At 72.1% G+C, this 13317-nt stretch carries 10 protein-coding genes; 2 read left to right on the forward strand and 8 right to left on the reverse strand.

Annotated elements, in window-relative coordinates:
• Positions 1-12: 12 nt before the first annotated feature.
• Positions 13-1383 (forward strand): EAL domain-containing protein, encoded by a 1371-nt coding sequence (locus tag BBK14_RS08160; RefSeq protein WP_071060670.1) that lies wholly within the window; start codon positions 13-15, stop codon positions 1381-1383.
• Positions 1380-1679 (forward strand): DUF1059 domain-containing protein, encoded by a 300-nt coding sequence (locus tag BBK14_RS08165; protein ID WP_071060673.1) that lies wholly within the window; start codon positions 1380-1382, stop codon positions 1677-1679. Before BBK14_RS08160 ends, BBK14_RS08165 begins: the two co-directional genes overlap by 4 nt.
• An 85-nt stretch (positions 1680-1764) precedes the next feature.
• Here the strand turns inward: BBK14_RS08165 and leuA are convergent, their stop codons facing one another.
• The 8 genes from leuA to BBK14_RS08205 form a co-directional block, all read right to left on the reverse strand.
• Entirely contained in the window at positions 1765-3435 is a 1671-nt protein-coding gene (gene leuA, locus BBK14_RS08170) for a 2-isopropylmalate synthase (protein WP_235015049.1), read from the reverse strand.
• Positions 3436-3675: 240 nt separating this feature from the next.
• On the reverse strand, positions 3676-4569 hold the full coding sequence (locus BBK14_RS08175; protein ID WP_071060677.1) for a septum formation family protein: 894 nt from the start codon (positions 4567-4569) through the stop codon (positions 3676-3678).
• A gap of 139 nt (positions 4570-4708) precedes the next feature.
• On the reverse strand, positions 4709-6298 hold the full coding sequence (gene serA, locus BBK14_RS08180; RefSeq protein ID WP_071060679.1) for a phosphoglycerate dehydrogenase: 1590 nt from the start codon (positions 6296-6298) through the stop codon (positions 4709-4711).
• Between the two features lie 243 nt (positions 6299-6541).
• On the reverse strand, positions 6542-7537 hold the full coding sequence (gene ilvC / locus BBK14_RS08185; protein ID WP_020458729.1) for a ketol-acid reductoisomerase: 996 nt from the start codon (positions 7535-7537) through the stop codon (positions 6542-6544).
• 49 nt (positions 7538-7586) lie between these two features.
• Positions 7587-8111 (reverse strand): acetolactate synthase small subunit, encoded by a 525-nt coding sequence (gene ilvN, locus BBK14_RS08190; protein ID WP_020458728.1) that lies wholly within the window; start codon positions 8109-8111, stop codon positions 7587-7589.
• On the reverse strand, positions 8108-10078 hold the full coding sequence (locus BBK14_RS08195; protein WP_255565721.1) for an acetolactate synthase large subunit: 1971 nt from the start codon (positions 10076-10078) through the stop codon (positions 8108-8110). Before BBK14_RS08195 ends, ilvN begins: the two co-directional genes overlap by 4 nt.
• Positions 10079-10371: 293 nt before the next feature.
• The gene (locus BBK14_RS08200) at positions 10372-12180 is read right to left on the reverse strand and encodes a penicillin-binding transpeptidase domain-containing protein (protein ID WP_071060683.1); all 1809 of its coding nucleotides are present in this window, start codon (positions 12178-12180) and stop codon (positions 10372-10374) included.
• A gap of 179 nt (positions 12181-12359) precedes the next feature.
• Positions 12360-13316, reverse strand: coding sequence for a metallophosphoesterase family protein (locus BBK14_RS08205; protein ID WP_373693931.1), 957 nt, complete (start codon positions 13314-13316; stop codon positions 12360-12362).
• Position 13317: the final 1 nt, after the last annotated feature.

A 13317-nucleotide genomic window follows, 5' to 3' on the forward strand; every position in this document is an offset into this window, starting at 1 on the left:
GGTGCACGGCGCATGGTTTCTCAACAGTCGACCATCAGGCGCCCGGTCGAGGCTGGTCCACCGGGGGCGCGCGAACCCGCCGGTCAGGGTCAGGCGGACGAGGCGGGCGGAGCCTGCCCCGCGGACGGACGCCGCCAGGTTCCCGGCCTGCCCGTGCGGCCGGATCTCGACGGCATCCTGGCCGACCCCGACGCGCCATCCCTTGTCTTCCAGCCAATCGTGGACCTGCGCCGCGGCGTCACGGCCGGCTACGAGGCCCTGGCACGCTTCGGCCCGGACCCGCGCAACGCACCCCATCTCGTGTTCGGCGAGGCGGACCGCCGCGGCTGCGCGGCCGAGCTCGAGGCCCGGGTCCTGCGCCGGGCACTCGCCGCCCGCGACCATCTTCCCGACCGTTGTTTTCTTGCCGTCAACGTGTTCCCGCATCTCCTTTCCTCCCCCGAGGTCGCGGCGGTCTGGCGGGGCGCCGATCTCTCCCGCATCGTTCTCGAGCTGAACGAGGCCGTCGACATCGAGCGCGCGACCGGTCTGACGTCGACCTCGCAGGAGCTGCGGGACCACGGCGCGTTCCTCGCCATGGACGATGTCGGTTCGGGATATGCCGGCCTGCGCCAGCTCACCCACATCCGGCCCGATTTCGTGAAACTCGACGCGTCACTGGTCTCGAACATCGACGACGACCAGGTGAAGATCGCACTCACCGAGCTGGTCGGCGGATTCGCCAGCCGCCTCAACGGCTGGGTCATCGCCGAGGGTGTGGAGCGCGTCCAGGAGCTGACCATGCTGGTCGCCCTCGGCGTCCCCCTCGGGCAGGGCTTCCTGCTCGGACGGCCGTCCGCCCGCTGGCAGGAGCTCGACCCGGCCGTGGCCAGGCGGATCAGGCTGCTCTCCGCGCGCTCCGACCGTTCCTCGCGCATCGTGAGCCTGATGGAGCCGGTCCGGATCTCGACCGGCGACTACGGGCGCTGCGGCCAGGTCCCGGGCTGCCCGCCCTGCGCGCGCTCGCCCGCTCCAAGCGACGACGCCGGCTCGCCGTCCCCGGGCGGACGTCCCGAGGAACACGCCGAGGAACACGCCGAAGAACACGAAACGCTCAGGGGCGACGGTTCCGGTGGCGGGACTGCCATCATCGTCAGCAACCGGTGCCGGCCGGTCGCCGTGCGGCTGGCCGGCGGCGCGGGTGGGCGGGAGTCGCAGCGGATTCCCACGTCGCTGTTCGCGCTCCCGGACGAGCCCGTCACGGAGGTCGCCCGCCGGGCGATGACCCGGCCCGCCGGCTGCCGGTTCGACCCGGTGATAATCGTGACCGAGATGGGACGGCCTCTCGGCCTGGTACGGATGGAGCGCCTGATGCTGCGTCTCGCGGATCTGTCGGCCGCATGAGGCGGAACCGATTCTGGACGGCGCAGGCGCTGATGGGCCCGCGCCCCGTCGGCGACCCGGGCGCGCGGGTGCGCGAGGTGAGCATCGCGCGGCCGCCCGCCATGAAGGAGTTCTACTGCGGGGCGATCATCCCCGGCTGCGAGGCCCGGTTCGTCGCCGGCACCGAGGACGAGCTCCTCGGCGCGGTCAACACCCACGCCCGGGTCGACCACTCGATGGCCGACGTTCCCGCCGAGCTGGTCGACCAGGTCCGGCAGGGCATCAGGGACGCCGAGCCGGCCTCCCTCAACGACTGATCACGGCACTGGCCGCGGCGCAGGTCGTGGCCGGTGCGGACGACGGCACGGCCATCCCGCCCGCCCACCCGCACCGGCCGGATACTCAGCTCTCCCGGGACGCCCGGTTCACGGCGCTGACGACCGCGCGCAGCGAGGCGGTGACGATGTTGGGGTCGATCCCGACCCCCCACAGCACCGTCTCCCCCACCGCGACCTCCAGGTAGGCCGCGGCACGGGCGTCCGCGCCCGAACCCAGCGCGTGCTCGTTGTAGTCGAGGACGCGCACCGGCACACCCCGCTCGGACAGCGCGGCCACGAACGCGTCGATCGGGCCGTTGCCGCTGCCCGTGATGACCGTCTCCGTGCCGTCCAGACGTACCGAGACGGTCACCTCGTCCCGTGCGCCGCTCGCCGCGGTCGTCCGCGATCCGAGCAGTTCCAGCGATGCCGCCGGGTCCCCGCCCTCCGGCCGGTACTCCCGGGTGAAGATCTCCCAGAGCTGGCCGGCCGTGACCTCGCCGCCGGCGTCGTCGGTGTGCTTCTGGACCACGCCCGAGAACTCGATCTGCAGCCGGCGGGGCAGGTCCAGCGCGTACTCCGACTTCATCAGGTACGCCACGCCGCCCTTGCCCGACTGGCTGTTCACCCGGATGACGGCCTCGTACGAGCGGCCGACGTCCTTCGGGTCGATCGGCAGGTAGGGGACCTCCCACAGCGTCTGGCCGGTCCGTTCCATCGCCTCGAAGCCCTTCTTGATGGCGTCCTGGTGGGAGCCGGAGAAGGCCGTGTAGACAAGGTCGCCGCCGTAGGGATGGCGCGGGTGCACGGGCAGCTGGTTGCAGTACTCCACGGTGCGGCGCACGCCGTCGATGTCAGAGAGGTCGATCATCGGATCGATGCCCTGGGAGAACAGGTTCATCCCCAGCGTGACCAGGCAGACGTTGCCGGTACGCTCGCCGTTACCGAACAGGCAGCCCTCCACCCGGTCGGCGCCGGCCATGACGCCCAGCTCCGCCGCGGCGACCGCGCAGCCCCGGTCGTTGTGCGGGTGCAGCGACAGCACCACCGAGTCCCGGCGGGTCAGGTTGCGGCTCATCCACTCGATCTGGTCGGCGTACACGTTCGGCGTCGACATCTCGACCGTGGCGGGCAGGTTCAGCACGACGGGGTTGTCCGGGGTGGGCGCCCAGACGTCCATCACCGCCTCGCAGACCTCGAGCGCGTACTCCAGCTCGGTCCCGGTGAACGACTCGGGGCTGTACTGCCAGCGGACGTCGGTCCCCTCCAGCAGCTTCTCCGCGTACTGGGCGCACCAGCGGGCGCCCTGCACCGCGATGTCGGTGACGCCGGCCCGGTCCAGGCCGAACACGACCCGGCGCTGCAGGGTGGACGTCGAGTTGTACAGGTGGATCAGGGCGCGGCGGGAGCCGACCAGCGAGGTGACGGTGCGCTCGATCAGCTCCTCGCGGGCCTGGGTCAGCACCTGGATCGTCACGTCGTCGGGGATCAGGTCATCCTCGATCAGCTGACGGACGAAGTCGAAGTCGGTCTGGCTCGCCGCCGGGAAGCCGACCTCGATCTCCTTGTAGCCCATCGCGACCAGCAGCTCGAACAGCTGCATCTTGCGCGACGGCGTCATCGGGTCGATCAGGGCCTGGTTGCCGTCCCGCAGGTCGACACTGCACCAGCGCGGGGCCTCGGTGATCGTGGCGTTGGGCCAGGTGCGGTCCGGCAGCGCGACCGCCGGGAACGGGCGGTACTTCTCAATGGGCATGCCGGACGGTTGCTGCGGTGTGATCACTGCTCCTGCTTCCTCGGAAGAGCCGGCGGTTATCCCCCCGCCGAGCGGGACCCGGCGCTGACGCACGAGAACTCCGCGGCGGGGAAGCCAGCCATCTGTCCGGCTCGGATCAGCCGGATCGGATCAGGCCCCGCCGCGGCACCTAAGAAGAAGCAGCGCACGCATCACGGTGGCAGTTTACCGGATCGCCCAGCCCACCCGCCGGCCCAGCGGTCAGCTCCGGACGGTGCCAGCCACCACGCCAGCCACCACGAACCGCCCCGAGCGCGCGGCGAGATCATCCGAGCGGATGGTGCAGACCACGGCTCGCACCCCCCGCTCCCAGCTCGCCTCGTCCGGCCGCACCGACCCGACGACCTGGTGCGGGGCCACGTCGAGGGCGCCGACGTACTCGCGCATCGACCCGGCGCAGACGTCCCGCGCCGTGGTGTGCAGGACCTCGACGCCGGGCCAGTCGGCGAAGCGGCCGCCGAGATTGACGATCTTCGTGACCTCGTCGACGTGCGGGGCCGCACAGTCGACGCGGACCGGCGTGACCGGAGACACGGACCGGGCCGACCAGGCCATGCAGTCACCCTTGCGGATCGCGGCGAACAGCCCGGGCGCCAGGTCGAAGCCCCCCGGCACCCCGACCGCGGGGTCGACGGTGAGCGGAACCGAGCTGGCCGAGAACCCGACACCGCCCCCGCTCCCGGTGGCCGCGGCGCCGTCGGCGAGCTCACCCCCGCTGCTCGCCGACGCCGGCCCGCCGACGGGGGTGCTGACCTGCGAGACCGGCAGCGGTTCCGTCGCCACCGGTGTGCCGCGGCCCGCGGTCTGACGCAGCGCCACGAACGTCAGGCTGATCATGCCGACGGCGAGCGTGACAACCGCCAGCACCCGGGTGAGTCGCCTCGTCCGCGGCGCCGGGCGTGGCGGCGCGACGAACAACCGGTGAACGAATCCCTGCAGCCCACGGGGCGCGGGCACCACCTGGCACCGTGTCCCGTGGCCCCGAGCAACCTGACCGGCCCGCTCACGGGCCGATGGTTCGAGAAACCGGGCCGACCGGACGAAGCGCTCGTCGAGCCGAAGGTCCTCGAACGGATCCGGGTGCCGTGCCGCCATGCCTGTCACGGTAACGCGCGCAAGCGCGCAAGAGCGCCGCTTCCCGCTAAAGATCACCCACACCGGGCCGAGTCGTCACGACCCCGGTCAAGTACGGAGAATCTTGCCGCACAGGCGCCCTACCTGCACCGGGGCGCGCTCAGCCCGCGGAGATGCTCACCGCGCGGGCGTACGACGCACCGATGATCTTGGCGATCTCGGCCAGGATGTCGGGCGCCACCGCGTCGTCCAGGGACAGCGACATGAGGGCCTCGCCACCGGCGCTGAGCCGGCTGACCTGAGCGTTGGCGATGTTGATGTGGRCCTCGCCCAGCAGCGCGCCGACGGCCCCGACGATGCCGGGACGATCCTCGTAACGGAAGAACGCCAGGTGGTCCTCGGGACGCAGGTCGACCTCGAACCCGTCGATCGCGGTGATCTTCTCGACCTGGCGGGAACCGACGAGCGTCCCGCTGACCGACACCGCCGTCCCGTCGGGCAGGACGCCGCGCACCGTGACGAGGTTGCGGTAGTCCGGGCTCTCCTCGGAGGTCTCCAGCGCCACGTCGACGCCGCGCTCCTTGGCGATCAGCGGCGCGTTCACGTAGGTGACCTGCTCCTCGACGATGTCGATGAAGACACCCTTGAGGACGGCGAGCTGCAGCACCGACACGTCGTGCGCGGCGATCTCGCCGCGCACCTCGACGGTGATCGCGGCGGCCACGCCCGCGGCCAGCCCGGAGAAGAGCTGGCCCAGCTTCTCCGCCAGCGGCAGACCGGGCCGCACGTCCTCGGCCACGACCCCGCCGGCCTGCACGTTCACCGCGTCCGGGACGAACTCGCCGCTGAGGGCGAGGCGCACCGAACGGGCCACGGCCAGACCGGCCTTGTCCTGCGCCTCCTGCGTCGAGGCGCCCAGGTGCGGGGTGACGACGACGTTCTCCAGCCCGAACAGCGGCGAGGAGGTGGTCGGCTCCTTGACGTACACGTCGAGCCCGACACCGCCGACCCGGCCGGACCGGACCGCGTCGGCCAGGGCGCCCTCGTCGACCAGGCCGCCGCGCGCCGCGTTGACGATGATCACGCCCGGCTTCACCCTGGCCAGCTCGTCGGCCCCGATGAGCCCCAGCGTCTCGGGTGTCTTCGGCAGGTGGATCGTGATGACGTCGCTGGACGTGAGCAGCTCGTCGAGGTCCACCAGGCGCACACCGAGCTGCGAGGCGCGGGCGACGGAGACATAGGGGTCGTAGGCCAGGACCTTCATGCCGAAGGCCGCCAGCCGCTGCGCGACCAGGACACCGATGCGGCCGAGGCCGACGACGCCCGCGGTCTTCTCCGTCAGCTCCACGCCGACGTACTTCGAGCGCTTCCACTCACCGCCGACGAGCGACTCATGGGCGGCCGGGACCCGGCGGGCGACCGCGAGCAGCAGTGCGATGGCGTGCTCGGCGGCACTGACGATGTTCGACTGCGGCGCGTTCACCACCATGACGCCGCGGTTGGTGGCGGCGGGGACGTCGACGTTGTCGAGCCCGATCCCGGCGCGGGCCACGACCTTCAGTCGCGGGGCGGCCGCGAGCGCCTCGGCGTCGATCTTCGTTGCCGAGCGGATGAGGACCGCGTCGACGTCCGCCAGCGCCGGCAGCAGGGCGGATCGGTCGGCCCCGTCCACATGACGGATCTCGAAGTCCCCGGACAGGACCTCCAGCCCGGCCGGTGAGAGTTCCTCGGCGACGAGTACGACGGGCACGGTTGCTCCTAGCACGCTCGTCGCCGGCCACCGCTGAGGAGGACGCAGCGGCGTGGACACGCTGCGCCGCGGCCCGGGCGGACGACGACGATGTCGAATCGGTGGGCGGTTCGGTGCGGGTACAGCCTACAGACGCAGCTCCGCACGTTCGGGCGCCGCGACGGGTGTGCCCGCTCTCACCTGTGGCGGGCGCGGGCGCACGTCGACGGGCCGGGCGGCACGTGCCGCCCGGCCCGGCTCGCCTCAGTCCTTCGCGATCCAGGACATCATCGGGCGGAGCTTGCCACCGACCTGCTCGATCGGGTGCTGCTTGCCCTCCTCGACGAGCTTGGTGAAGGTGGCCCGGCCCGCGTCGTCCTCGGCGACCCACTCGCGGGCGAACGTCCCGTCCTGGATCTCGTCGAGGATCTTGCGCATCTCGGCCTTGACCGCCGGGGTGATCACCCGCGGGCCGCGAGTGACGTCGCCGTACTCGGCGGTGTCCGAGATGGAGTAGCGCATCTGCGAGATGCCGCCCTCGTACATGAGGTCGACGATCAGCTTCAGCTCGTGCAGGCACTCGAAGTACGCGACCTCGGGGGTGTAGCCCGCCTCGACCAGTGTCTCGAAGCCGGCCTGGACCAGCGCGCTGGCGCCGCCGCAGAGCACCGCCTGCTCGCCGAACAGGTCGGTCTCGGTCTCCTCGGTGAAGGTCGTGCGCAGCGCGCCGGCCCGGGTGCCGCCGATGCCCTTCGCGTAGGCGAGCGCGATGTCGAGCGCCTTGCCGGTGGCGTCGGCCTCGACGGCGACGAGCACCGGTACGCCCTTGCCCTCGACGAACACCCGGCGGACGAGGTGACCCGGGCCCTTGGGCGCGACCATGAAGACGTCGACGCCGGCCGGCGGCTCGATGAGGCCGTACCGGATGTTGAACCCGTGCCCGAACGCCAGCGCCTTGCCGGGGGTGAGGTGCGGCGCGATCGACTCGGCGTAGATCTTGCGGTGGGTCGTGTCCGGCGTGAGGATCATGATGATGTCGGCCTCGGCGGACGCCTCCGCCGGGGTCACCACCCGCAGGCCCTGCTCCTCGGCCTTGGCCCGACTGGTGCTCGTCTCCGGCAGCCCGACGCGGACGTCGACCCCGCTGTCGCGCAGGTTCAGCGCGTGCGCGTGCCCCTGGCTGCCGAAGCCGATCACGGCGACCTTGCGGTCGGCCAGGTTGTCGAGGTTGGCGTCGTCGTCGTAGTAGATCTCGACCATCTTCGGTGAATCTCCTCGAGGGAAATGAGGGGTGAATGAGGGATGGGAGTCAGGCCGAGCGCTCGACGGCGCGCAGACTGCGATCGGTGATCGACCGCGACCCGCGGCCGAGCGCGACCATGCCGGACTGGACCAGCTCGCGGATCCCGAAGGGCTCCAGCATGCGGATGAGCGCGTCCAGCTTGTCACGGGTACCGGTGGCCTCGATCGTCACCGCGTCGGGGGCGACGTCCACGACCTTGGCCCGGAAGAGCTGCACGGTCTCGAGCACCTGGGAGCGGACCGAGAGGTCGGCCCGCACCTTGACCAGCATCAGCTCGCGCTGCACGGAGACGGCCGTGTCCATCTCCACGATCTTCAGCACGTTCACCAGCTTGTTGAGCTGCTTGGTGACCTGCTCCAGCGGCAGGTCCTCCACCGCGACGACGATCGTCATCCGGGAGACGTCCGCGTGCTCGGTCGGCCCGACGGCGAGCGACTCGATGTTGAAGCCGCGCCGGGAGAACAGACCGGACACCCGGGCCAGGACGCCGGGCTTGTTCTCGACGAGCACCGAGAGAGTGTGCCGGGTCACAGGTTGACCTCCGCGTCGCCGGAGTAGTCGAAGTCGGGGGCGATGTCGCGGGCGACGCGGATCTCGTCGTTGCTCGAGCCGGCGGCCACCATCGGCCACACCATCGCGTCGGGGTGGACCACGAAGTCGACCACGACCGGGGCGTCGTCGATGCTCATCGCCTTCTCGATCGTGGCGTCCACGTCCGCGGGCGACTCACAGCGCAGGCCGACGCAGCCCAGGGCCTCGGCGAGGCGCACGAAGTCGGGGACCCGGGTCACCCCGGTGCGCGCCGACACCGGGTGGGTGCCCAGGTCGGTGTTCGAGTAGCGCTTGTCGTAGAAGAGCGTCTGCCACTGCCGGACCATGCCCAGCGAACCGTTGTTGATGACCGCGACCTTGATCGGGATGCCCTCCAGGGCGCAGGTGGCGAGCTCCTGGTTGGTCATTTGGAAGCAGCCGTCGCCGTCGATCGCCCACACGGTGGCCTCCGGGCGGCCGACCTTGGCGCCCATCGCGGCCGGCACGGCGTAGCCCATGGTGCCGGCGCCGCCGGAGTTCAGCCAGGTGTAGGGGTGCTCGTAGGAGATGAACTGGGCGGCCCACATCTGGTGCTGCCCCACCCCGGCCGCGAAAACGGTCTCCGGGCCGGCGATCCGGCCGATCCGCTCGATGACCTGCTGCGGGGCGAGCGAGCCGTCGGCGGGCTGGTCGTAGCCGAGCGGGTAGGTCTTGCGCCAGCGGTCCAGCGACCGCCACCAGCCCTCCAGGTCGGGGCGTTCCTCGGTGCGCAGTGCCGCGGTCAGGTCGGCGATGACCTCCCGGCAGTCGCCCACGATCGGCACGTCGGCGATCCGGTTCTTGCCGATCTCGGCCGGGTCGATGTCGGCGTGGATGACGGCCGCGCCGGGCGCGAACGACGACAGCTTGCCGGTGACCCGGTCGTCGAACCTGGCCCCCAGGGTGATCAGCAGGTCGGCCTTCTGCATCGCGGTGACCGCGGCGACGGAGCCGTGCATCCCGGGCATGCCCAGGTGCTGCGGGTGGGAGTCGGGGAACGCGCCGCGCGCCATCAGCGTGGTGACCACCGGGATGCCGGTGAGCTCGGCGAGCACCCGCAGCTCGGCGGCGGCACGGGCCTTCAGCACCCCACCGCCCACGTAGAGCACCGGCCGGCGCGCCGCACTGATCATCTTGGCCGCCTCTCGGACCTGCTTGGCGTGCGGCCGGGTGACCGGGCGGTAGCCGGGCAGGTCGAGCGTGGGCGGCCACACCTCGTGCGGCAGCACCGAGGTGACGCCCTGCAGGATGTCCTTCGGCAGGTCGACCAGCACCGGGCCCGGGCGCCCCGTCGAGGCGATATGGAACGCCTCGGCGATCGTGCGCGGGATGTCGTCCGCCGACTGCACCAGGAAGTTGTGCTTGGTGATCGGCAGCGTGATGCCGCAGATGTCGGCTTCCTGGAAGGCGTCGGTGCCGATGGCCGCGCTCGGCACCTGCCCGGTGATGGCGACGATGGGCACCGAGTCCATGTAGGCGTCCGCGATCGGTGTCACGAGGTTCGTCGCGCCCGGCCCGGACGTCGCCATGCAGACCCCGACACGCCCGGTGGCCTGGGCATACCCCTCGGCGGCGTGCCCGGCACCCTGCTCGTGCCGGACGAGCACGTGCCGGACCCGGGTGGAGTCGAACAGCGGATCGTAGGCGGGCAGGATCGCCCCGCCCGGAATGCCGAAGACCACGTCGGCACCGACCGCCTCGAGCGAGTGGACGAGCGACTGCGCTCCGGTGATCTGTCTGGTCTCTCTGGTCATCTGTCGTCTTCCTTGACGGGGCCGGCGAGGTGCGGACGGGACGTCGTTCACGGGCGGGTCCACGGACGGCGACGGGTGGTCGCCGTGCGCGGCGTTGCCGCCGTGCCCGTGTCCGGGAACGGCGTCACGCGGGGCCGGGGTCGGGGCCGGACACGAAAAAACCCCTCGTGCCATGGGCACTGAGGGGCGGCGCGGGTGGTCGGAGACCGATCTGGTCCGACTACACGCGCTCCGAGCCTACGAGAATCGTACGTACGAGAATGCCGAGCAGCATGCGGATAACCATCCCCGACATCCGCCACCGCGTCAAGCACCACGTCGCGTCCGGAGAGACAGACCACAACACCGACACCGCGACGACAGTCGCCGCGCCGCCCGCCGGGACGCCAGACAAGCATGCGCCACCCCGCCGGCGACGGCCATGTGATCATGGTCCGGTCGATGCCGGCGGGGTGGCAGGGAACCGATCAGCCGGCCGCGGCGGGCGGGCCGCCGACCTGGCCGCCGTCGAGGGCGGTGTAGAACGCCGACACCACCGGCGCGGCCGACTCGGCGCCGAACCCGCCGTCCTCGATCACCACCGCGACGGCGACGTCGCCGCGGTAGGCGACGAACCAGCCGTGCGTGGGCGGCGGGTTGCCGTCGGCGTACTCGGCCGTGCCCGTCTTGCCGTGGACGTCGCCGGGCATCGGGACGCCGGCCGCGGTCCCCTCGGTGACCACCGCGCGCATGAAGTCCCGCAGCGGCCCCAGTGCCTCGGCCGGGAGGGGGTTGCTGCGCGGGGACTCTCCGACGACGAACGGCTGATGCCAGGTGCCGCTGGCCACCGCCGCGGCGACGCTCGCCATCTGCAGCGGCGACGCGGCCACCCGCCCCTGCCCGATCGAGGCGGACGCCGACTCGACGGCGTCGCGCGGGGTCGGGAACGAGCCGCCCACGCTGGCGATCGGCAACGGCTCGGAGCTGTCGAACCCGTAGAGCTTCGCGGCCCGCTCGAGCGCGTCGTCGGGCAGCGACTGCTCGAGCCGGATGAAGGCGGTGTTGCAGCTCTTGGCGAAGACCGTCCGCAGCGGGATGGCCCCGAACTGCTCCGCCTCGGCGTTCCGGAACTCGCGCCCGCCGACGCTCACCGTCTGCGTACAGTCGATCATGGTGTCGGCGTCCTTGCCGCTCATCAGCGCCGCGGTAGCCGTCACGATCTTGAAGGTGGAGCCCGGCGGGTAGGAGCCGCGCACCGCCCGGCCGTAGCCGTTGAGCGGGTGGTTCACCGCCGCCAGCACCCCGCCGGTACGGGTGTCGATCGCGACGAGGGCCCCGTTGGGGCGCGACGCGGTCCCCAGCGCCGCCTCCCCCGCGCGCTGGACGTCCAGGTTGATGGTGGTGCGGATCTCCTCGCCGTTGCTGCTCGGGTAGGTCTTGAGGGTCTCGACGGTCTCGTTGCCGTCGGTGCGCACCACCACCGAGCCGCCCTGCGGCCGCAGCCTGGCGTCGTACACCCGCTGCAGGCCGGACGCCGGATCGACCCGGCCGACGAGGTTCCCGGCGAGCTCGGGGCTGCCGTCCAGCGGCCGCCCGTTGACGTCGAGCAGGGCGCCGCGCTCGCCGGTGGACGCGGCGCGGTCGAGGCGCAGGCCGGGCTTGAGGGACGGGTGCACCGAGGACGGCCGGGCCCGCACCTTCCACTGCCCGCCGCCGGTGTCGACGAGGGCCAGCTCACCCACGTAGGCCAGCGGCTCGGCGAAACCGGCGAGCGTCAGCTTCGCGGTGTACGGGACGGTGGCGCTCGTGCCCGACCGGGTCAGCTCGCCGGGGACGAGCTCGGCCCCGGTCACCGAGAGCCGGTCGCGCACGTCGCCCATCAGCCCGACAAGGGCACCGACCGGGATGTCGCCGTCGGTGCTGAGGGCCGTCACGGCGGCACCCGCCCGCTCCCGGACCTGCCCGGCAGCGGGCTGTGCGCCCTGCCCGGCAGCTGCCGGCGCGGCCGATGCTGCCGGTGCGGCCGCGGTGCCGCCGCCCGGGTCACCCGCCGCCGGTTCCTCGGCGGCCGGCGCGGTCGTCAGCGTCTTCCAGGCGTCCAGGTAGGCGTGGGCGACCGCGGCCACCCGGCGGTCGGCCTCACGCGCGTCGGAGCGGGACTTCAACCAGTAGGCCACCCCGCCGCCGACCGCCAGCAGGACCACAACGAGCGCGACGATGAGTGCGTTACGCCGGCCGCGGCCCCGGCCTCGGCGGCGTGACATGGACGGGCTGAACCCCGTCGGGGTGAGAGGCACGACGGCTCGCCTCCCCCCTCGCTCGGAGAACCGCCTGACAGGACCGTGCGGCCCGACCACACCCTACGAACGGCTAACCCGCTCCGCATCCGACGCGCCGTCGCTCGTCGGCAAGCCGACACGCGGATGCACTGATGGTGGTAACACGGAGGACCACGCCGACCGACCGGACGTTCGGCTTAATCCACCCGATCCGTTGCCAGCCCGGACCGGATCGCCGCGGCGGCGGACTCGTCCCGGGGCGCCCCCCACGGGGGCACCGGCTCGCCCGTCGGCGCCGGCAGGATCTGGCGCAGCACCGGCCGGCGGGCCGGCCAGGACCGCCACTCGCGCGGGTAGCCGACCGAGACCTCCTCGAACCGCACCCCGTCGTACCAGGTCGTCCGCGGAATGTGCAGGTGCCCGTAGACCACGGCGGCGACGTTGTAGCGGGTGTGCCAGTCCGCGGTCAGCTCGGTGCCGCACCACTGGGCGAACACCGGGTAACGCAGGATCCTGGTCGGCTCCCGCACCAGCGGGAAGTGGTTCACGAGAACGAGCGGGACGTCGCGCGGGCACGCGTCGAGCCGCCGCCGGGTCAGCTCGACCCGGGCCCGGCACCAGTCGTCCCGGGTCGGGTACGGGTCGGGGAAGAGGACCGACTCGTCCGAGCACACGATGCCGGCCTCGTAGGCGGCGGCGAGCGCCTCCTGCTTGGTCGAGGTGCCCTCGGGCCGGAACGTGTAGTCGTAGAGCAGGAACATCGGCACGATGCGCGCCGGGCCGCCCTGACCCGTCCACAGTGGGTAGGGGTCCTCCGGGGTGAGCACGCCGAGCCCGGCGCACAGGTCGACCAGGCGCCGGTAGCGCGCCTCGCCGCGCAGCGACGTCTGGTCCCGCCCCAGCGTCCACAGCTCGTGGTTGCCCGGTACCCACACGACCTGCGCGAAGCGGTCGGCGAGCAGCCGCAGCGCCCATTCGACGTCCTCGTAGAGCTCCCCGACGTCGCCGACGACGAGCAGCCAGTCGTCGGGGCGGCCCGGGCGCATCGCCTCGACGATCGCCCGGTTGTCGGGGTGGCGGACGTGGATGTCGCTGGTGGCGAGCAGCCGCCCCTGTGTGGTCGCCGGCATCCGGCCCGGCGTGGTCGATTGCATC

Source organism: Parafrankia soli (assembly GCF_001854695.1).
GTDB lineage: Bacteria > Actinomycetota > Actinomycetes > Frankiales > Frankiaceae > Parafrankia > Parafrankia soli.

Coding starts and splice junctions, on each gene's coding strand:
- BBK14_RS08165 (WP_071060673.1), top strand. CDS start 1,380: ATGAGGCGGAACCGATTCTGGACGGCGCAGGCGCTGATGGGCCCGCGC.
- leuA (WP_235015049.1), bottom strand. CDS start 3,435: ATGCCCATTGAGAAGTACCGCCCGTTCCCGGCGGTCGCGCTGCCGGAC.
- ilvC (WP_020458729.1), bottom strand. CDS start 7,537: ATGGTCGAGATCTACTACGACGACGACGCCAACCTCGACAACCTGGCC.
- BBK14_RS08205 (WP_373693931.1), bottom strand. CDS start 13,316: ATGCAATCGACCACGCCGGGCCGGATGCCGGCGACCACACAGGGGCGG.
- BBK14_RS08195 (WP_255565721.1), bottom strand. CDS start 10,078: ATGGCACGAGGGGTTTTTTCGTGTCCGGCCCCGACCCCGGCCCCGCGT.
- BBK14_RS08175 (WP_071060677.1), bottom strand. CDS start 4,569: ATGGCGGCACGGCACCCGGATCCGTTCGAGGACCTTCGGCTCGACGAG.
- BBK14_RS08160 (WP_071060670.1), top strand. CDS start 13: ATGGTTTCTCAACAGTCGACCATCAGGCGCCCGGTCGAGGCTGGTCCA.